This is a genomic window from Pseudomonas alkylphenolica, assembly GCF_000746525.1.
Taxonomy (GTDB): Bacteria; Pseudomonadota; Gammaproteobacteria; order Pseudomonadales; family Pseudomonadaceae; genus Aquipseudomonas; species Aquipseudomonas alkylphenolica.
The window spans coordinates 2,396,891-2,417,110 of record NZ_CP009048.1; the positions used below are offsets into that span (position 1 = coordinate 2,396,891).

Genomic DNA, 20,220 nt, shown 5'->3' on the forward strand with positions numbered 1-20,220 from the left:
AAGAAGGGCGCTCAGCCACCCTGGGTCAGGACCTGGTTGTCAGTGGTTGACGCCAGGCCTTGTGCCTCCAGGGCCTGAATGAATGCCTCGGCCGACATTGGCCGGGCAAACAGGTAGCCTTGCTGGAAATCGACGTTGTGCCGGGCCAGGTAGTCACGTTGTGCCTCGGTTTCCACCCCTTCGGCAACGATACCCAGGCCCAGCTTGCTCGAAAGCTCGATGATACTGTCGAGGATATGCAACGACAGCGCATCACCGCCAATCATCGACACGAAGCTCTGGTCGATCTTCAGATAGTCGACCTGGAACTGCCGCAAATAAGCCAGGCTCGATTGTCCGGTACCGAAGTCGTCCACAGCAATCATCACTCCCAGGTCGTGAAGCCCGGCAAACAACGCATGGGTGACCTCGCTCGGGGAAATGAGTTTGCGCTCGGTCAATTCCAGGGTCAGGCGCACGCGGCCCTTGGGAAAGGCTGCGAGGAACGCATGGCAGTCATCGAGCAGGGCCAGATCCTGGCAATGATCGGCGGTGATGTTGATACCGATGTGAAAGCCATCCGCCATGCGCGCGGCATGCGGGGCCAATACCTCGACGGTACGGGCCATCAGCTGGCGGGTCATGGGCACGATCTGGCCGCTGTGTTCGGCATAGGGGATGAACAGGTCAGGACGGACCAGGCCTTCGCGTGGATGCTGCCAGCGCATCAGCACCTCGACACCGGCCCAGCGGTAGTCGCCATGGCGTACCACGGGCTGGAAGTAGGGGATGAACTCGTTGGCCTCGATGGCCCGCTGCAGTTCCACCCGTGGCGAGCTGGCCCGGCGCAGTTGCCAGTAGCAGGTAACGGCCGCCATGGCGCCGAGCATTACCAGCAGACCGAACAGGGCCGGATACTCGCTGCGCATTTGTTCGCCAACCTTGCCCTGGGTGTAACCGCTGTGAATAGAGAAGGGATAGCGCGTCGAAACATACTCGCTGGCGGCCACCTCAGATGTTGGGGCAAGGCCTTTGTGGACCTGACCACTGCGGTCTATCCAGTTTTGCCCCACTTGCAGGATTAACTGATTGTCGGTGCCGAGCAGGTAGAGGGCCCCGATCAGATGATCGCCATCGACTGTGGTGATAGCGCCCCGTTCGCCTTCAGACACCCGGTACACCAGCAATGGATGCCCGGGGGTTACCGAATTGCCATCCATCAGCCACAGTTTGCCTTGAACATAGTTATCGACGTTGACCGGCTCGCTGTAAGGCCCGAACAGTGAGTTGCAATACAGTTCGCCGCGGTACTCGAGGTTGGTGGAGCGAACAAAGGCGCGCCGGGTGACTTGATCACGCAGGGCCAGTTTTTCTTCAACGCACGGATGACCGGCCAGCGGCAGCAGTTCACTGGCGGCGCGGGAGGCACTGTCGAGGATCCGTTCAATCTGGCCACCTACCCGTTGTGCACTGGCTTCGCTGCGGTTCTGCAGCTCCCGGCCGGCTTGCCAGTGCATGATCAGCAGTCCGCACACCATGGGCAAGGCACCGACCAGCCAGGGCAAGAGTGTGCGCCAAAGGCGTAAAGGGCGGTGTTTTACCGAAAAGGGCATAGGGACTAACCTGAAAAATACAGAACTGCGCAGAGGATAGCCGTACGTCGGAATCGTGTCTGAACTTAAAGTGCGACAAATTGGATTACGCACTGTAGAATCATCTTACGCATACAATAATAAGGTTCCTCGCCACTCGAGGAATCAACCCGCCGAGAATGGGTCCATATGAAGTGTCATGGGTTCAAGCTGATCTATGGTGACTACCTCGCACGCAGTGTGAGGGGCATCTCCTGCGCGCCGCCATCTTCGCTCGACATCGATAGCAAGTAATCACCGTTTTTAGCGCTTTGATGATGAGGTAATGAGCATGGCCGACATTTTTGAAAACCCGATGGGCCTGATGGGCTTCGAATTCATCGAGTTCGCTTCGCCGACCCCAGGCGTCCTGGAGCCGATCTTCCAGATCATGGGCTTCACCAAGGTGGCGACCCACCGTTCCAAGGATGTGCACCTGTACCGCCAGGGTGACATCAACCTGATCCTCAACAACGAACCGAAAAGCATCGCTTCGTACTTCGCGGCCGAGCACGGTCCGTCGGTGTGCGGCATGGCTTTTCGCGTGCGCAACGCCCATGAGGCCTACGCCCGTGCCCTGGAACTGGGGGCTCAGCCGGTAGAAATCGAAACCGGTCCGATGGAGCTGCGCCTGCCGGCGATCAAAGGCATCGGCGGTGCGCCGCTGTACCTGATCGACCGTTTCGAAGAAGGCAGCTCGATCTACGACATCGACTTCAATTTCATTGAAGGTGTCGACCGTCACCCGGTCGGTGCCGGCCTGAAGATCATCGATCACCTGACCCATAACGTTTACCGTGGACGCATGGCCTATTGGGCGGCGTTTTACGAGAAACTGTTCAACTTCCGCGAAATCCGTTACTTCGACATCAAAGGCGAGTACACCGGCCTGACCTCCAAGGCCATGACCGCGCCCGATGGCATGATCCGTATCCCGTTGAACGAAGAGTCGTCCAAGGGCGCCGGGCAGATCGAAGAGTTCCTGATGCAGTTCAACGGCGAAGGCATTCAGCATGTGGCCTTCCTCACCGATGACCTGCTCAAGAGCTGGGATGCGCTGAAGAAACTGGGCATGCGCTTCATGACTGCGCCGCCGCAAACCTACTACGAAATGCTCGAAGGTCGTTTGCCAGGTCACGGCGAGCCAGTCGACGAACTGCAGGCCCGCGGCATCCTGCTCGATGGCTCTTCGCAGCCCGACGACAAGCGTCTGCTGTTGCAGATCTTCTCGGAAACCCTGATGGGGCCGGTGTTCTTCGAGTTCATCCAGCGCAAGGGCGATGACGGCTTTGGTGAAGGTAACTTCAAGGCACTGTTCGAATCCATCGAGCGCGATCAGGTACGCCGCGGTGTGCTGAACGCCGAGTAATCGAGCGCCATGACAGTAAAAGGCCATTGAGGGTTCTCAATGGCCTTTTTTGTTTGTGCTGTCAGGGCTGCGCAGGCGTTGAACGATTTCTCGTTCTTCTGAACATCCCCCAGTATCCGGCTGCCGAGGTCATGATGCCGACCAGCAGCAGTGACGGTAAGGCACTGCGCATCGCCTGGCGAATCACCTGCCAGGATTCGCCGTCCGGATAACCGGCGTGTACGGTGTACCCATACTGTTCTGATGTGAGCTTCAGGGTGTTTTCTGCATGATTGGGTACCTTGTAGTACTCGCCGTTGCCGGTTTCCCAGACATACTGGCCACCGAATTGCAGACTCAACACCACAGAGTTCTGGAAACCGAGCAACTCTGCCTGCAGGACCTTGAGGTTGGCGGCAGTAATTATCGCGGAACGGCCCTCCTGCAGCCGATACAGCAGGATGTCCGAGCCCGGGGTTGCAATGTTGCTTGGGTACACGCGCAGACGCCCTTCAACATAACTGCCCAGATCAAGGGTGATATCTGTCGAACCATACAGCGTACTGCAATAAATTCGATTGTCCTTTTTCAGTGCCAATGAGCGTACGTTCGGTTGTTTGACCATTTCCATGCGCAAGTCAGACAAAACCGCTTCACAGGGCTTATCAAGCAGTTTTATGGCTTGCTGACTGGTGTCGTGCAGGGACTGGATAACCCTGTCGATGGCGTACACGGCTTCGCGAGCGGTCACCTCAATGGTTTCTTCTTGCTTACGGTCGACCTGCAACACAAGTACCAGCAGGCCACAGGTGACAGGTGCCAGCCCGATCAGAAGGGTGACAAGAAACTCGATCAGGCTACGCCCGGCGTGGGAGTGTGGAACCATGGTTGGGTGCCTCTATGCTGAACGGAGGGTCAGCATAGAGAAGCGCACCCGGGTCGCCTGTAGGCGTCATTGCTAGCGGCTGTAGTACTCTTCAACTTGACGTCAGGTTCAAGTGGCCTTGCCTGCAGCCAGGGACTTCACAACCAACCTGGCTACCGCTGCCCCGGATGCCGGATTCTGGCCGGTGATCAATCGGCCTTCTTTCTGGTCGGCGATGGCAAATTCTTTCCAGGGATCTTCTGCCTTGCGATAGATCCCGCCCCGGGCACTCAGTTCGGTCTCGGTCAGGTAGGGTACCACTTTGTCCAGTTCGGCCAATTGTTCTTCGATATTGGAGAACCCCGTCACTTCACGGTCCTTGACCAGCAGCGTGTTGTCGCTGAGCTTGATATTGAGCAGCCCCACGGCACCATGACAGACTGAAGCGACCACCCCCCCGGCCTCGAAAATGCGTCGCGCCAGGTCCTGCAGCCCGGCATTGTCCGGGAAGTCCCAGATAACCCCGTGTCCGCCGGCATAGTAGATCGCTGCGTAGTCCTGAGCCTTGACCTGGCCAGGGCTCAAGGTGCTGCCCAGGCGATTCATGAAGGCTTTGTTGTTGTACCACTCCCAGTCAATGTCCTGGGCCATGCTCAGGCTGTGAGGGTCGATCGGCACATAGCCACCCGCCGGGCTGAGGTAATCGACCTTGTAGCCTGCCTTCTCGACGTGCTCGACAAAATGCACCGCCTCACCCAGCCAGAGCCCGGTGGCACGTTTGAGCGTCGGGTATTTGGCCGTATTGGTCAGGACCACCAGAATCTTTTTGCTCATCACCAGACTCCCTTCACTGGATCGGACCCGGTTCGCCCGGATCACCAAGGTAAACCCCTACAGCATAGTAGTGCCTGGCCAGGTTGCCATTCCTTGCTGGCTGTGTGCTAGCCTTGCTGGAGCCTCGAATCTGACACTGGAGTCAACAGCCTCATGAGCAACACGACAGCGCAAACGGACGAATTCATGCAGGCCGCCATCGACGAGGCGCGCCAGGGGCTGGAGGAGGGCGGCATTCCGATCGGTTCGGTGCTGGTGCACAAGGGCAAGATCATCGGTCGCGGGCACAATCGGCGGGTGCAGTCCGGCAGCGCAATCCTGCATGGCGAAATGGACGCACTGGAGAATGCCGGGCGACAGTCGGCCAGGGTGTATGCCGAGTCGACGCTGTACACCACCTTGTCTCCCTGTGCGATGTGCAGTGGCGCGATCCTGTTGTACGGGATCAAGCGGGTGATCGTCGGCGAAAACCAGACCTTCCTCGGTGAAGAGGCGTTGCTCAAGTCCCGCGGTGTGGCACTTGAGGTTCAACACAATGACGCCTGCATCGGCATGATGAAGGATTTCATCAAAGCCCGGCCAGAGCTGTGGAACGAGGATATCGGTCGCTAGGAGCGACTGGCAGCGGTGCAGGTGCTCCAATAGCAGATAGACCATGGTCCGCGCCTAGAGACCTTGCTGCACCAGCGGATCGTCGGGGTTCAACTGTTCGAGCTGGGCCAGCAGCACCTGCACATTCTGCATCTGCCCGGTTTCTTTCCAGTACTCGATCAACAACACCCTGGCCTTGCGGTTGGCCGGGTCACGGGATACCAGTGCTTCGAGCTGCTTCTGCGCCGGTTCCACCTGTTCAAGCTGGTGTAGCGTGGTCGCCAGGGTGTAGCGGTACTCGTTGTTATCCGGCTCGAGCTCCAGGGCGCGGGCAAACGCCAGCAGGGCATATTCATCCTGGCCGTGGCGCAGCAGCCAGTGTCCCAGTTCGTGCTGCAGGAAGGCCGAGTCCGGGCGTTGCTGCAAGGCATCGGCCAGTACCTTACGCGAGGCATCGGTCTGTTCCTGGCGCTCCAGCAGTTGTACCTTCACGGCCAGGGCCTGAAGGTTGTCCGGGTCCAGTTGCAGGGTTTTGTCGAGGGCCGCGGCGGCTTGCTTGAGACTGTTTTCGTGCAGGTAAAGCTGGGCCAGATGCAACTGCGCGGCAGGGTCGTCGGTCTGCTGCGCGAGTACCTGCTGATACTGCTCCAGGGTGTGCTGCAAGGGCCCGAAATACAGGCCGATATCGTCAGGCCCCAGCCCCAGCAAGGCATCGACCACGGCGAAGCGCACGCTTTGCTCTTCATCGTCGAGCAACGGTCCGAGGGCCAGGCTGCGCTGGGCACCGGGCAGCATGGCTTGAATGCTGGCGATGGCGGCACGGCGAACCAGTGGGTCATCGTGCTGCAAGTCGCGGTTGGCCAGTTTCAGCGCCAGCGGCGAGGGGTAGTTGGGCAGTTCGGCGTACAGGCCGGCACGGCGGATGGCGGAAAGATCGGTGCGGCCCAGCTGTTGATACAGCACCCTGGCCGCGCCGGGCTGGCCGTTGTGGGCCATGGCCAGGGCCTTGGCATAGGTGTGCTTGAGTGCCGGCGCCGGCGCGGGGCTGTCGTCACGCCAGAAGTACCCGCCAAGGCCCAGGACGATAAGCAGGATCAGGCTGATCAGGGTGTATTGGCGCTGTTTCGACATGGGTGGATCCGGGACACGCGGCAGGCAAGGGTATCAGCTTGTGACAGGTAGGTGTCTGCGTCAAATGCTGTAGGTCTTGGTGTGGGGCGCTGACCTTTGGATTGCGGTGTTGTGGTGTTGGGGCTGTGGGCTTATCCATTTTGTGTGGCGACGCTGCCGGCCCCTTCCGCCTTTACGGCGGCCTACTTTTTTCTTGGAAAAAGTAGGCAAAACCGCTCGCTCCTGCATCCGGCCCTACGCTGCGCTCCGGGTCCCTTCGCTCCGGCACCTTCCGGGGCCACGCGGCCTACGACTTGCTTCGCCAAGTCTACGGCTCGCGTTCTTCGGCTATGCCGAAGGTGCTGCGCACTGGCCCCTACAGGCACCTCCACTCAGCCTCATGAAGTCGCAGTCCGCGGCGCCTGAATTTGCGTGCATGAAGGCCAAGATCAACACTTTGAAGCGGGATTTTCCCGCGATGCGATGTAACTGGCAGGTCTATATCGCGGGGCAAGCCCGCTCCCACCGGAGACCAATTGACCCGGTGGGAGCGGGCTTGCCCCGCGATGACATCCTGGCTCCGCCAGAATCAGATTTCGAAGATACGTCAGCACAGGCGCCGCCCGTAACTTTGCAACTTCAGGAGGACACCGTAGCGAAGGGACCCGGAGCGCAGCGTAGGGCCGTATGCAGGAGCAGGCGGCTTTGCCTACTTTCCCCAACAGGAAAGTAGGCCGCCGTAAAGGCGGAAGGGGCCGTCAGCGTCGCCACACCCAATGGATAAGCTCGCAGCCTCAACAACCCAACCCCAGGACTGCAAGAAAAACCACAAAAAAGCCCCGCGAGCGAGAGCAGGCGGGGCAAAGGGCCGGTCAGAAACCAACCAAAGGAGTCGTTGAATCAGTTCGCCGCGGCAACACTCTCGGCCTGCCAGCCACCGCCCAGGGCTTTGTAAATCGCCACGATGCCACGGTACAGGTCAACCTCACCCTGAGCCTGAGCGTCTTCAGCGCTCAGGCGTTCGCGTTCAGCGTCGAGCAAAATCAGATAGTCGACAGTCCCTTCGCGATAGCGGATCGAAGCGAGGTCGGCGGCCTTGCGGCTGGCTTCACTCTGACGCAGCAGGGCAAGCAAACGTTGCTGACGCTTGCTGTAGTCACTGAAAGCGTTTTCCGACTCTTCCAGCGCCAGCAAAACCTGCTGTTCGTAGTTGGCCAGAGCCCCTTCGGCATCGGCATTGGCACCGCGCAGGCGCGCCCGCACGCTACCGAGGTCGAACGCCGCCCAGGTGATGCTCGGGCCCAGCGCCCAGGCTTGCGCCGCCGATGAGCCCAGTTGTGAGCCGCGACCGGCGGTAAAGCCCAGGAAACCGCTGAGGCTGACCCGTGGGAACAGGTCGGCCGTCGCCACGCCAATAGTGGCCGTTGCCGCTGCCAATTGCCGTTCGGCACTGCGCACGTCCGGACGCCGCTTGAGCAGTTCACCTGGATCACCGACCGGAAGCGCCTTGGCAATGGCCGGCAGTTGCGCTGGCGAGAGGTCGACGCTCAATGCATCCGGACGCTGGCCGAGCAAGGTGGCGATGCGATTGCGTGCACGTACCTGTTCAGCCTGCAGCTGCGGTACGGTGGCCTCTACCTGCGCCAGCCGCGCATCGGCACGGACGACATCGAGGTCATTACCGACCCCGGCATCGCGCAGGGTTTCAGTGATACCGCGCGAGTCTTGCTGGGTCTTGAGGTTGGCCAGGGCGATCTTCTCGCGCAACTGCGCACCGCGCAGCTGGCCATAGGCATCGACCAGTTCGGCGATCAGGCTGACCTGCAGCTGTTGCAGGTCGGCCTGGGCCACGTCCTGCTGGGCCTCGCTGGCTTCCAGCTGGCGCTGGATGCGGCCGAACAGGTCCAGCTCCCAGGCCATGTCCAGGCCCAGGTCGTAGCGCTCGCTGTTGACCCGATCGTCGGTCTGTCCCGGAACTTGCCCCTTGCCCAAGTCGCTGCTGACACGGCTGGTCACGGTCGGCAGGGCATCGTTGCTGACGTCGTCGCGAATCGCCCGTGCCGCCTTGAGCCGGGCGAAGGCCACGCGCAGTTCGCGGTTGCCTTGCAGCGACTGGCTGACCAGCTGGTTGAGTACCGGATCGTCGAACTGCTTCCACCAGATGCTTTCGAAACGGCTACGGTCAAATTCAGCTTTGGCCGCCGGGTCATTGGCGGCGCTCAGTTGCGCCGCTGCGGTGTCCGGGGCCTTGTAGTCCGGGCCCACCGCACAGGCGGCCAGGGCCAGCACCAGCAGGCTCGGCATAAAAACTTTCAGACGGCTGTTCATGCTTGAGTCTCCAGCTTCAGCGCACGTTCCGCCTTGCGGGCCTGGCTGCGTTCGACATAACGGCGGATCAGGACAAAGAACACCGGCGTCAGCAGCAGGCCGAAGAAGGTCACCCCGATCATCCCGGAGAACACCGCCACACCCATGGCATGACGCATTTCCGCACCGGCACCGGAGGAGAACACCAGCGGCACCACACCCATGATGAAAGCGATCGAGGTCATCAGGATCGGCCGCAGACGCAGGCGGCAGGCTTCCAGTACCGCGGCCAGCGGGTCGAGCCCTTCAGCCTGTTTGTCCTTGGCGAACTCGACGATCAGGATCGCGTTCTTGCACGCCAGGCCCACCAGTACGATCAAGCCGATCTGGGTGAAGATGTTGTTGTCGCCACCCGACAGGATCACCCCGGTGATCGCCGAGAGCAGGGTCATCGGCACGATCAGGATCACCGCCAATGGCAGGCTCCAGCTTTCGTACTGGGCAGCCAGCACCAGGAAGGCCAGCAATACGCAGAGCGGGAAGACGAACAGCGCGGTATTGCCGGAAAGAATCTGCTGGAAGGTCAGATCGGTCCATTCGAAGGTCATGCCGTTGGGCAGTTCTTCCTTGAGCAGTTTCTCGATCGCTTGTTCGGCCTGACCGGAGCTGTAGCCAGGGGCCGCGGCACCGTTGATCTCGGCAGTGATGAAGCCGTTGTAGTGCATCACGCGGTCAGGCCCGGAGGTGTCACTGACCTTGATGAAGGTCGCCAGCGGGATCATCTCGCCTTGGTTATTGCGCACCTTGAGCTGGCCGATCTGCTCGGCTTCGAGACGGAACTGCTGTTCAGCCTGGACGTTGACCTGATAGGTACGGCCAAAACGGTTGAAGTCGTTGGCATACAGCGAGCCCAGGTAGATCTGCAGGGTATCGAAGATGTCGCTGATGGCCACGCCGTGGGTCTTGGCCTTTTCCCGGTCGATGGCGGCATCGACCTGCGGCACGTTGACCTGATAGCTGGTGAACAGCCCGGCCAGCTCCGGCACGTTATGGCTCTTGGCGATGATGTTCTGGGTTTCCTTGTACAGCGCCTCGTAACCCAGGTTGCCACGGTCCTCGATCTGCAGACGGAAACCGCCGATGGTGCCCAGCCCCTGTACCGGTGGCGGCGGGAAGATCGCGATGTAGGCGTCTTCGATATCGGCGAACTGCGCGTTCAGTGCGGCGGCAATGGCGGCAGCCGACTGGCTAGGGTCCTTGCGCTCATCGAACGGCTTGAGTGGGGTAAAGACGATGCCGCTGTTCGGGCTGTTGGTGAAGCCGTTGATCGACAGGCCCGGGAAGGCCACGGAGTCGGCTACGCCCGGTTGCTTGAGGGCGATTTCACTCATCTTCTTGATCACCGCCTCGGTGCGGTCCAGGCTGGCCGCGTCCGGCAATTGCGCGAAGGCCACCAGGTACTGCTTGTCCTGCGCTGGCACAAAGCCGGTCGGAGTCGAGGAGAAGCCCAGCCAGGTCATGACGATCAGGCCGCCATAGACGAACAGGGCAATGCCGCTGCTGCGGATGACCCGGCCGACGGCGCCGACGTAGCTGTGGCTGGCACGGTCGAAGAAACGGTTGAACGGGTTGAACAACCAGCCACCGAACAGGCGCTCAAGCACTTTCGAGAAACGGTCCTTAGGCGCGTGGTGCTCCTTGAGCAGTACCGCTGCCAGCGCTGGCGAGAGGGTCAGCGAGTTGAACGCCGAGATTACCGTGGAGATGGCAATGGTCAGGGCGAACTGCTTGTAGAACTGCCCGGTAAGGCCGGAGATGAATGCCGCAGGCACGAACACGGCGCACAGCACCAGGGCGGTGGCAATGATCGGACCGGTCACTTCACCCATGGCTTTTTGTGTGGCTTCCAGCGGTTTCAGGCCCAGGCCGATGTTACGTTCGACGTTTTCCACCACGACGATGGCGTCGTCCACCACGATACCGATGGCCAGCACCAGGCCGAACAGCGATAGCGCATTGAGCGAGAAGCCGAACAGGTGCATCACCGCAAAGGTACCGATCAAGGAAACCGGCACCGCCACCAGTGGAATGATCGAGGCACGCCAGGTCTGCAGGAACAGGATCACCACCAGGACCACCAGAATCAGGGCCTCGAACAGGGTATGCACCACGGCCTCGATGGAGCCGCGCACGAACACGGTCGGGTCGTAGACGATGCTGTAGTCCATGCCTTCGGGGAAGTCTTTCTTCAGCTCGGCCATTTTCGAGCGCACTTCATCGGAGATCTCGATGGCGTTGGAGCCAGGGCGCTGGAAGATCGGAATGGCTACCGCCGGCTGGTTGTTCAGCAGCGAGCGCAGGGCGTACTGGCTGGAACCCAGCTCGACCCGGGCGATGTCCTTGAGGCGAGTGATTTCACCATCGGCGCCGGAGCGAATGATGATGTTCTCGAACTCTTCCTCGCTGACCAGACGGCCCTGGGTGTTGACCGACAGCTGGAAGCTGGTGCTGCCCGGTGCGGGTGGCGCACCCAGCTGGCCGGCGGCAACCTGACGGTTCTGCTCGCGAATGGCGGCAACCACATCACTGGCGGTAAGATTGCGCGAAGCAGTCTTGTTCGGGTCCAGCCACACCCGCAGGGAGTAGTCGCCCATGCCGAACAGCTGCACATCGCCGACACCGCCCAGGCGCGCCAGCTCATCCTTGATGTTGAGGATGGCGTAGTTGGACAGGTAGAGCATGTCGTAGCGGTTATCCGGCGAGGTCAGGTGCACGACCATGGTCAGGTCGGGCGAGGCCTTGTCGACGGTGATACCGATGCGGGTCACTTCCTCGGGCAGCTTGGGCTGGGTCCGGGTCACCCGGTTCTGCACCTGCACCTGGGCGTTGTCCAGGTCGGTACCGAGGGCGAAGGTAATGGTCAGGGTCAGCTTGCCGTCGGCGGTGGACTGCGAGGACATGTAGAGCATGTTCTCGACGCCGGTAATTGCCTGCTCCAGGGGGGCGGCAACGGTTTCGCCGATCACTTTCGGGTTGGCCCCGGGGAAGTTGGCACGCACCACCACGGTGGGCGGCACGACTTCAGGGTATTCACTGATCGGCAGCTGGAACAGCGAGATGCTGCCGGCAATCAGGATCAGCAGCGATAGCACGGCGGCGAAAATCGGCCGGGTGATAAAGAACTTGGAAAAATTCATCGGACCGGTTCCTTAACCGCGCGGTGCCGAGGCACTGGCGAGCTTGACGGTGGCAGTGGCGGCAGGCTTGCCCTGGGTGCTGGCTTCCAGCGCTTGGCGTTGTTGGGCGAGGGCGGCAATGGTCGCGTCGCTGGCCATCGGCGTGTCCTGCGGGTCGACCGGCGAGCCGGGACGCACTCGCTGCAGGCCCTTGACCACAATGCGGTCTTCCTTGCTCAGGCCACTGCGCACGATGCGCAGGCCTTCAAGTTTCGGGCCCAGTTCCACGGCGCGGTAAGCGGCCTTGTTGTCCTTGTCCATGACCAGCACGAACTTCTTGCCAAGGTCGGTGCCCACCGCTTCGTCATTGATCAGCACCGCTGAATAGGTGGCGCTGCCGACCAGCTTCAGGCGCGCATACAGACCCGGGGTGAATTGCCCGTCACTGTTATCGAACACGGCCCGGCCACGGATGGTGCCGGTCTTGGGGTTGACCTGGTTGTCGACGAAGTTCATCTGGCCCAGGTGCGGGTTGCCGGTTTCGTTGGACAGGCCCAGGTATACCGGGGTGCTCTGGCCGCGCTGACCGTTGCGGGCCAGTTGCGTGTATTTGAGGTACACGCGTTCGTCGGCGTCGAAGTAGGCATACACCTTGTCGGTTGAGACCACGCTGGTCAGCGGAGTGACATCGGCGCTGACGATGTTGCCGGCAGTGAACTGGGCACGGCTGACCCGGCCACTGATCGGTGCGGTGACCCGGGTGAAGCTCAGGTTCAGGCGCGCCAGGTCCAGTTGCGCCTGGATCGCGGCGACACCGGCGCGGGCCTCGGCAGCAGCACTGCTGCGCGACTCGGCCAGTTCCGCGGAAATGGCATTGCTGCTGCGCAGGCGCTCGCCACGGCGGGCTTCGTTTTCACTGCGGATGGCGGTGGCGCGGGCTTGCTGCAGCTGGGCTTCGAGACGGCGCACTTCGGCCTGGAACGGCCGCGGGTCGATCTGGAACAACAGGTCGCCCTGCTTGACCTGAGCGCCTTCGGTGAAGGCCACCTGATCGATCTGGCCGGAAACACGTGGTCGGACTTCTACCGTCTCAGGCGCTTCGAGGCGGCCGGTGAACTCGTCCCATTCATTGATCGGTTGCTCCAGCACCTTGGCGACGCTGACCTTGGCCGCCGCGGGGGCCTGTACGGCCTCCGGGGTGCGACCGCAGGCACTCATCACCAGTACTGCCAATAGAGCCAGGGGGTAACGCAAAGGTTTGAGTGACTGTTCCATGGAGAATCCGCCAATGTATTAAGAATGGGCGGATTCTGCGATTTGTAACTATTAACAACGAATCGAACGGGCCGAAGGTAACTATCATTCGGAATGATGGTAGGAGCGGGCTTGCCCCGCGATTGTCATTGGTCAGTTGCATCGCATCGCGGGGCAAGCCCGCTCCCACCGGAGGAGGCCAGCTACTTGCACTCGGCCAACACCACCCTGCAGGTATCGGGCGTCCCCCCGGAGCGGCCGGCGTAGCGTATGCAGTTGTTCAAGGATTTTTGCCGCGCCATTTGCAGGGTCGCGCCCCAGGCCAGGCCGCCTTCGCCAGCAGTGGGCAGGGCTTTGGCGTAACAGCTGGAGCCTGTTTGTGAGCTGGAGTAGGTGGTTTTCGTCGGTTTGCTTGTGCAGCCGGCCGCCAGCGCCAGACTGATGGCGAGGAGCGAAGGGACCAGCAGTGATACGCAGTTGAACGTTGATTTGCCGGTCATCGCGTTTCCCCTCTACTAAGTCCGACTGCGGTCAAAACGGTCGATACACCAATCGTAGCTGTCAATTACGCACGATCGGCACTGCTGGTCGGAATCGGCGGGCGCTGTCATTGCTGGACTGAACGCTGTGCCATCCAACGCCGGTACTGGCGGGCGCGCAGCGTGTTCGCCAGTTGCTGCTCAAGCAGTGCGCGCAACGGTGAAACCTGCGGCCTGGGCGCCTTGCCCAAGCTAAGCTTGCGCAGTTGGAACTTGACCAGCGCCATGTTCGCCAGCGACGCCAGCGCCTTGTTTTTCCAGGTGATCGGCGGCAATACCGGCGCGCTGTTCTTGCCCTGCTGCCAGGCGCGCGGCAGGTTGGGCTCGATGGCCAGTGCGGTACCGATGCCGACCATGGCCACGCCACTGTCGATCACCTGCTCGGCCACCGGCAGACGGCGGATGCCGCCGGTCACCATCAGCGGCATGCGCGCCACCTTGTGTACATCGCGGGCGAATTCCAGGAAGTAGGCTTCACGCGCCAGGGTGCGTCCGTCGCGGGCCTCGCCCTGCATGGCCGGCGCTTCGTAGCTGCCACCGGAGAGTTCGACCAGATCGACGTCCAGGGTGTTGAGCAGCCTCACAACCTGGCGCGCATCGTCGGCACTGAAGCCGCCGCGCTGGAAGTCGGCGGAGTTGAGCTTGACCGCCACGGCAAACTGCGGCGTCACCACGGCGCGGACGGCTTTGACAATCTCCAACAGCAAGCGCGCACGGTTCTCCAGTGAGCCGCCCCAGGCATCCGTGCGCGTGTTGCTCAACGGCGAGAGGAACTGGCTCAACAGATAGCCATGCGCGGCGTGAATCTGTACCCCGGTAAAGCCGGCCTGCTCGGCCAGTTGCGCGCTACGGGCGAAGCGCTCGATCACTTCGCCGATCATGGCTTGCGTCATTGCCTGCGGGGGACTGAAGTGCCGGGACATCGTGCCCAGCTCCAGCGCGATCGCCGAAGGCGCCCAGGTCTGCTGGCCGAGGTCGGCCGGCATCTGCCGCCCGGGGTGGTTGATCTGCAGCCAGAACTGCGCGCCCTGGGCGCGCCCGACGCGGGCCCAGCGCTGGAAGCTGGCCAGTTGCCGGTCGTCTTCCAGCACCACGCCGCCGGGGCCGGTCATGGCACGGCGGTCGACCATCACGTTGCCGCTGATCAACAGGCCGGCACCACCCTCGGCCCAGGCCTGGTACAGGCGCATCAGCGCCTCGGACGGCGCTTGCTCGGCGTCGGCCATGTTCTCTTCCATCGCCGCCTTGGCCAAACGATTGGGGATCTCGCTGCCGTTGGGCAGCGTCAGCTTGTCGAACACGTTCATGGGGGCTACCTCGATTGATCGTGTTCAAACCATAACTTTAAAGTTAACTTTAATGTCAACAGCTGTTTTCAGTTGGCAAGGGCGGGTGCCGGAGGCATTACCTCCGGCACCCGTGCATCAGCTGCGCACGAAGGCCAGCAGGTCGGCGTTGATGGTCTCGGCGTGGGTAGTGGGCATGCCGTGGGGGAAGCCCTTGTAGGTTTTCAGGGTGCTGTTGCTGAGCAACTTGGCCGACAGCAGTCCCGAGTTTTCGTAGGGCACGATCTGATCGTCATCGCCGTGCATCACCAGCACCGGCAGGCTGAGGCGCTTCAAGTCCTCGGTGAAGTCGGTCTGCGAGAAGGCGACGATGCCGTCATAGTGGGCCTTGGCGCAGCCCATCATGCCCTGGCGCCACCAGTTCCAGATCACTCCCTGCGACGGCGCCGCTCCCGGGCGGTTGTAGCCGTAGAACGGCCCGGCCGGAATGTCGTAATAGAACTGCGCACGGTTGGCCGCAAGCTGCGCCTGCAGGTCGTCGAACACCGACTTGGGCAGGCCGCCGGGGTTGCTGGCGGTCTGCACCATCAATGGCGGCACGGCGCCGAGGATCGCCGCTTTGCTGGCGCGTTCCTGACCGTGGCGGGCGAGGTAGTGCACTACTTCGCCGCCGCCGGTGGAGTGGCCGACATGCACCGCGCCGCGGACGCCCAGATGATCGACCACCGCCGCCACGTCATCGGCGTAGTGGTCCATGTCATGGCCGTCCCAGACCTGGCTGGAGCGCCCGTGGCCGCGGCGGTCGTGGGCAATCACGCGGTAGCCCTGGGCCAGGAAAAACAGCATCTGCGCGTCCCAGTCGTCGGCGCTCAGTGGCCAGCCGTGGTGGAAGAAGATCACCTGGGCGTCGCGCGGGCCCCAGTCTTTGTAGAAGATTTCAACACCATCTTTGGTTGTGACGAATGCCATGTTCGCTGCTCCTCTGAGATGTGCTTGTTGCGTGAGTCGACGCCAGGGTTTAAGTAAGGTTCAAGGTCAATGCCATACTGAAGGCGAGCTATGAGAATAGGAGAACTGGCGAAACGCAGCGGCCTGAGTGCTTCGCGTATTCGCTTTTATGAAGCCAGCGGCCTGATTACATCGGCGCGCAAGGCCAATGGTTACCGCGACTACGCGGCGCAGGCGCTATGGACTCTGCAGATCATCACCAGCGCCCAGGGTGCCGGTTTCAGCCTCGACGAGATCCGCCAGTTGCTGCCGGCGAGCCCCGAGGGCTGGCAGCATGAGCAGTTGCTCGCCGGGCTCAAGCGCAAGGTCGCCGAAATTGAGGTGCTGCAAAAGCAGCTGGAACAGAACCGTGCTCAGTTGCTGGTGGCCATCGACAGCATCGAAAACCGCCCCGAGGACCGGGCTTGCACCGACAACGCCAGAATGCTGATGGAGCGTTTGCTGGAACAGCAGGCGACCTGAACAGGCTGAAGGAAATACCCTCGGTGGGAGCGGGCTTGCCCCGCGATGCGATGTGACTGACAGATCGCAATCGCGGGGCAAGCCCGCTCCTACCGAGCATGGCCTTGGTCGCATAAACTTGAAATGCACAGCATTGCTCGACAGAATCGCGCCCCGATCAGTGGTGAGTAGGGGTAGCGGTTGAACCAACAGACATTGTCCATGCGCCTGGAGCGCGTGGCGGCGCAAGTGCCGGCCGGTGCGCGCCTGGCCGATATCGGCTCGGATCACGGCTATTTGCCGGTGGCACTGATGCGCCGTGGCGCCATCACCACGGCGGTGGCTGGCGAGGTGGCATTGACGCCGTTCCAGGCGGCCGAGCGCAGCGTGCGCGAGAACGGTCTGCAGCAGTTCATTACTGTGCGCCTGGCCAACGGCCTGGCGGCGATCGAGCCGGGCGACGGCATCACCGCGATCAGCATCTGCGGCATGGGCGGTGAGACGATCCGCGACATCCTCGCCAGCGGCAAAGCCCAGTTGAACGGCCAGGAGCGTCTGATCCTGCAGCCCAACGGCGGCGAGCAGCCACTGCGCCAGTGGCTGATGGAAAATGGCTACTGCATCCTCCATGAGGAAGTGCTGCGGGAAAACCGCTTCGACTACGAAATCATCGTCGCCGAGCGCACCGGTAAGGTGATGTACACCGCCGAAGAGCTGTACTTCGGCCCGCTGCAGATGCAGGTCCGCAGCCCGGCGTTCCTGGCCAAGTGGCAGCGCAAACTGCGCCTCAAGCAAAAGACTCTGAACAACTTCGCCCGGGCGCGGCATGCTGTGCCCGAGGAGAAGGTGCAGGACACCGCACGGCAGGTCCGCTGGATTACCGAACTGCTGGCTTGAGCTCGAAGCGGTTATTCACCAGCGCTCTATCGCCTGTGAAAAAACGGACTAGCTTTTGTCTTGATTGTCGTCGGGTAGCCACTAGCCTCGACAACAGCTTCTCGTTTCAACGCGATCAAGACAGGAGAGCGCTCATGAGCGAGCGAAGCAATACTGCGATACTGCGCTTTGATCCGGCGTTTGCGCAGTTGCGCGACGGTCTTTCGGTCGCTCAGCAGATCGGCGACACACTCTGGGTCGCCAACGACGAAACCACGAGCCTGGAACGCCTGCACATTCAAGACGCTACGCCCGGCGACGTGGTGATGTGCGATGAGCACCAGTCGTTCGCGCTCATGAACTATCTCGACCTGCCCATACCGGAGCCAGACGTCGAGATCGATATCGAAGGGTTGGCCTATGCCCCGGACAATGGCTACCTCTGGGTGGTCGGCTCGCACAGTCTGAAGCGCAAGAAGGCCGAGTCCGACAAAACTGCGCAGAAAAATATCAAGCGGCTATCGACGCTAGAGGCGGACGGTAATCGCTTTCTGTTGGCGCGCATTCCTGTGGCCCAGCAGAACGGCACCTATGTGCTCGCCAAGAAGGTGGATGCCGATGGACGTACGGCGGCGCAGTTGCGCGGCAACAAGGTCGGTAACGACTTGACCGCACAAATTGCCGAAGACGAGCAGTTACGCGACTTTCTGCGCATTCCGGGCAAAGACAACGGTTTCGATATCGAAGGATTGGCGATCATCGGCTCGCGCCTGTTGTTGGGCTTGCGGGGGCCGGTCCTTCGCGGTTGGACGGTGCTGCTGGAGATCGAGCCCGAACTGAAAGACGGTTCGAACGATACGCTGGCGCTCAAGAAGATCGGCCCGGATGGGCGCCGCTATCGCAAACACTTCTTCGCGCTGAACGGCCTGGGGGTGCGTGACCTGTGCATCAGCGGCGACGATCTGCTGATACTGGCGGGCCCGACCATGGACCTGGACGGCCCGGTAACGGTTTTTCGCTGGCGCGGCGGTTTCGTCTCTGGCGAGGAAAGCGTGGTGTTCGCGGACCAGTTGGAGACCGTGCTGGATGTGCCGTTCGGGCAAGGCGACGATCATGCCGAGGGCATGTGCCTGTTCGATGCGGATGAGCAGGGTAGGGAGCTATTGTTGATCGTCTACGACTCGGCGGCGCAGAGCCGTAGACACGGTGATCTGAGTGTGGAAGGGGACCTGTTTGTCGTCAATCCGCCAGACTAGCGTGCATTAGCGACGATAGTAGCGGTGATCGTTTTCGTAACGGTGGCGCATCGCCCGGTCATGATGGCGTTCCCAATCACGGCGTCGTTCCCAGTCACGACGGCGTTCGGCTTCCCGGCGGGCTTGCTCTCTGCGCCAGTTATCTCTACGCCAATCGTCTCTACGGTCGTCCCAGCGGTGGTCGTGCCAGTAGCGGTCGTCATGGGCCAGCAACGGCCCCAGTTGCTTGTCGGCCATACTGGCCAGGCTTGGCCAAGGGTTGCCGGCCGCCGCGGCCGGAGCCTGAACGGCTGGGGCTTCGCTTGCGAAAACAGGGGTTGAGGCCTTCATTTGCGTTGCTGATGCCGAGCCCATTGCCGCGAACGCGAACAGGCCGAAGAGCACCATCCGTGGGACATGGAATTTCATGAGCGAAGACAACCTCTGAATGACAATTGGACGTGTGGCCATCGGGCTGCGCGAACCTGCGTGTCGCGCTTAACGAGCTGATGGGCTTATGCAGATAGACCTTTAAAAGGGGAAAAGTTCTACGTAGCCAATCATTCAGGCGGGCGTCTGTGCCTTACGCCTTGATTATCTTTTCTTTGGTGTCCTCGTCGAGGAGGCTCCGAAGTGATTCAAACAGCGGATCGGCATCGGTGTATTTTTTGCCGTAGGCCAGATTGAACTGGTAGTCGAAGTCAGGAGGATTGTTGCCCTGATTGTGCTGAAGGATTGTCTCCAGCTTGTCTAGCGCCTTGACTGCTTTTGCCTCGGCAGACCGCGCATTTTCGTAGTCATCCCAGAGCGCCAGGATCTCGGCTTTCAACGGTTCATCCAGTGCGCTGGTCAGCAGCAGAAGATCGTTTCGCTCTTGCTCGCTCTTGTTGGGAAACGCCGCTTTGCTGACGGCGGGAATATCGCCATTGATTGCATCTCCCAGGTCGTGAATGACGCACATCTTGAGCATTTTCAGTACATCGAGACGGGGCAGTTGATCCTCGAAAACGATGGCCATCAGACACAGGCGCCAGCTATGTTCTGCCGTGCTTTCGGTGCGCCCGCAAGAGGTATGCGCGCTTCTGAGTACATCCTTGAGCTTTTCCGCCTGGCGCAGAAACTCGAGACGGCCTTTGATTTTTTCGATGTCCATACATCCCCTGCTGACTCAATCGCTGTGGGTGCCAGACTAGGCGCAGCACTGTTCAGCGTCCACGCATAAAATATGCGCGGGGCAGGTCAGAGCGTCTCTACCAAGCGTGCTGCAGTGCCGTCCGAGAGGGGGATACGGGTCCAGCGACAGTGGCTCTGGCTGATGGGCACGAGGGCAGAGTGGTTGTTGCCGGTTGTGAACTCCAGCGCGGGTGGGGCGCAGGTTTCCCGCCAGCCGGACTCATCCAGAGCGAGCTCTTTGCCAATGATCTCCGGTGTTGCAAAACGCTATAGCGAACGCCCCAGCAGCTCGCTGACCGGCAGGGTGAACTGCTGCCTGGTCCATTGCCTGTACGCCACTTTCCCAGCGAGAAATGGTCGATTGGGTGACGTTGAACAACTCTGCGGCATGGTTTTGTTTGACGCGGTGCAGCAGACGCCATCGCCTGAGCGCAACGCCAGGCAAGGCTGGCTTTAGCAACATGTCAGGCATTTCGGTTTCCTGGAGAGGCGGGCGGGTTGGCTAGTTTGGTTTATGTAAGTCCACCCTGCAAATTGCTTGGATAAATGGATACAGTTGGCTCCCCT

Annotated in this window: 17 protein-coding genes and 1 pseudogene; 5 read left to right on the top strand and 13 right to left on the bottom strand. The window is 61.1% G+C overall.

Translation table 11 applies throughout. The annotated features are described in order from the left end of the window. Positions 1-11: 11 nt before the first annotated feature. On the bottom strand, positions 12-1,592 hold the full coding sequence (locus PSAKL28_RS11135) for an EAL domain-containing protein (RefSeq protein ID WP_051939298.1): 1,581 nt from the start codon (positions 1,590-1,592) through the stop codon (positions 12-14). Positions 1,593-1,902: 310 nt separating this feature from the next. Here PSAKL28_RS11135 and hppD point away from each other — a divergent pair, with 310 nt between their 5' ends. Further along, positions 1,903-2,979 (top strand): 4-hydroxyphenylpyruvate dioxygenase, encoded by a 1,077-nt coding sequence (gene hppD / locus PSAKL28_RS11140; RefSeq protein ID WP_038616518.1) that lies wholly within the window; start codon positions 1,903-1,905, stop codon positions 2,977-2,979. 61 nt (positions 2,980-3,040) lie between these two features. Here the strand turns inward: hppD and PSAKL28_RS26470 are convergent, their stop codons facing one another. Continuing rightward, entirely contained in the window at positions 3,041-3,844 is an 804-nt protein-coding gene (locus PSAKL28_RS26470) for a CSS-motif domain-containing protein (RefSeq protein ID WP_051939300.1), read from the bottom strand. Between the two features lie 108 nt (positions 3,845-3,952). After that, positions 3,953-4,657, bottom strand: a complete 705-nt coding sequence (locus PSAKL28_RS11150) for a type 1 glutamine amidotransferase domain-containing protein (protein WP_038610133.1) — start codon at positions 4,655-4,657, stop codon at positions 3,953-3,955. A 153-nt stretch (positions 4,658-4,810) separates the two neighbouring features. On the opposite strand from PSAKL28_RS11150, the gene PSAKL28_RS11155 reads away from it, so the two are divergent. Then, positions 4,811-5,269, top strand: coding sequence for a nucleoside deaminase (locus PSAKL28_RS11155; protein WP_038610136.1), 459 nt, complete (start codon positions 4,811-4,813; stop codon positions 5,267-5,269). Positions 5,270-5,323: 54 nt separating this feature from the next. On the opposite strand, the gene PSAKL28_RS11160 is transcribed toward PSAKL28_RS11155, so the two are convergent. The 7 genes from PSAKL28_RS11160 to PSAKL28_RS11190 all read right to left on the bottom strand — a co-directional run bounded on the left by PSAKL28_RS11160 (position 5,324) and on the right by PSAKL28_RS11190 (position 15,889). Next, complete coding sequence (locus tag PSAKL28_RS11160; protein WP_038610139.1) at positions 5,324-6,379, bottom strand: tetratricopeptide repeat protein; 1,056 nt, start codon at positions 6,377-6,379, stop codon at positions 5,324-5,326. An 879-nt stretch (positions 6,380-7,258) separates the two neighbouring features. Beyond that, complete coding sequence (locus PSAKL28_RS11165; RefSeq protein ID WP_038610142.1) at positions 7,259-8,686, bottom strand: efflux transporter outer membrane subunit; 1,428 nt, start codon at positions 8,684-8,686, stop codon at positions 7,259-7,261. Next, positions 8,683-11,862, bottom strand: a complete 3,180-nt coding sequence (locus PSAKL28_RS11170; protein ID WP_038610145.1) for an efflux RND transporter permease subunit — start codon at positions 11,860-11,862, stop codon at positions 8,683-8,685. The genes PSAKL28_RS11165 and PSAKL28_RS11170 overlap by 4 nt, the downstream gene beginning before the upstream one ends. A 12-nt stretch (positions 11,863-11,874) precedes the next feature. Then, on the bottom strand, positions 11,875-13,116 hold the full coding sequence (gene mexE / locus PSAKL28_RS11175; protein WP_038610148.1) for a multidrug efflux RND transporter periplasmic adaptor subunit MexE: 1,242 nt from the start codon (positions 13,114-13,116) through the stop codon (positions 11,875-11,877). A gap of 182 nt (positions 13,117-13,298) precedes the next feature. After that, entirely contained in the window at positions 13,299-13,595 is a 297-nt protein-coding gene (locus PSAKL28_RS11180) for a DUF4189 domain-containing protein (protein WP_038610151.1), read from the bottom strand. Positions 13,596-13,702: 107 nt separating this feature from the next. Further along, the gene (locus PSAKL28_RS11185; RefSeq protein ID WP_038610154.1) at positions 13,703-14,941 is read right to left on the bottom strand and encodes an NADH:flavin oxidoreductase/NADH oxidase family protein; all 1,239 of its coding nucleotides are present in this window, start codon (positions 14,939-14,941) and stop codon (positions 13,703-13,705) included. Positions 14,942-15,058: 117 nt separating this feature from the next. Next, a complete protein-coding gene (locus PSAKL28_RS11190; protein ID WP_038610157.1) occupies positions 15,059-15,889 on the bottom strand; it encodes an alpha/beta fold hydrolase in 831 nt (276 codons plus the stop codon). Between the two features lie 90 nt (positions 15,890-15,979). Here PSAKL28_RS11190 and PSAKL28_RS11195 point away from each other — a divergent pair, with 90 nt between their 5' ends. The 3 genes from PSAKL28_RS11195 to PSAKL28_RS11205 all read left to right on the top strand — a co-directional run bounded on the left by PSAKL28_RS11195 (position 15,980) and on the right by PSAKL28_RS11205 (position 18,501). Further along, positions 15,980-16,390, top strand: coding sequence for a MerR family transcriptional regulator (locus tag PSAKL28_RS11195; protein ID WP_038610160.1), 411 nt, complete (start codon positions 15,980-15,982; stop codon positions 16,388-16,390). A gap of 180 nt (positions 16,391-16,570) precedes the next feature. Then, the gene (locus tag PSAKL28_RS11200) at positions 16,571-17,266 is read left to right on the top strand and encodes a tRNA (adenine(22)-N(1))-methyltransferase (RefSeq protein WP_038610162.1); all 696 of its coding nucleotides are present in this window, start codon (positions 16,571-16,573) and stop codon (positions 17,264-17,266) included. A gap of 134 nt (positions 17,267-17,400) precedes the next feature. Then, entirely contained in the window at positions 17,401-18,501 is a 1,101-nt protein-coding gene (locus PSAKL28_RS11205; protein WP_038610165.1) for a DUF3616 domain-containing protein, read from the top strand. 6 nt (positions 18,502-18,507) lie between these two features. Here PSAKL28_RS11205 and PSAKL28_RS11210 read toward each other — a convergent pair whose 3' ends face one another. The 3 genes and pseudogenes from PSAKL28_RS11210 to PSAKL28_RS26860 form a co-directional block, all read right to left on the bottom strand. After that, positions 18,508-18,909 carry a hypothetical protein gene (locus tag PSAKL28_RS11210; RefSeq protein ID WP_038610168.1) on the bottom strand — a complete coding sequence of 134 codons (402 nt, stop codon included), beginning with the start codon at positions 18,907-18,909 and terminating at the stop codon, positions 18,508-18,510. Between the two features lie 154 nt (positions 18,910-19,063). Continuing rightward, the gene (locus tag PSAKL28_RS11215; RefSeq protein ID WP_038610171.1) at positions 19,064-19,633 is read right to left on the bottom strand and encodes an HD domain-containing protein; all 570 of its coding nucleotides are present in this window, start codon (positions 19,631-19,633) and stop codon (positions 19,064-19,066) included. An 86-nt stretch (positions 19,634-19,719) separates the two neighbouring features. Next, a pseudogene (locus PSAKL28_RS26860) lies at positions 19,720-20,125 on the bottom strand (helix-turn-helix domain-containing protein). Positions 20,126-20,220 lie beyond the last annotated feature (95 nt).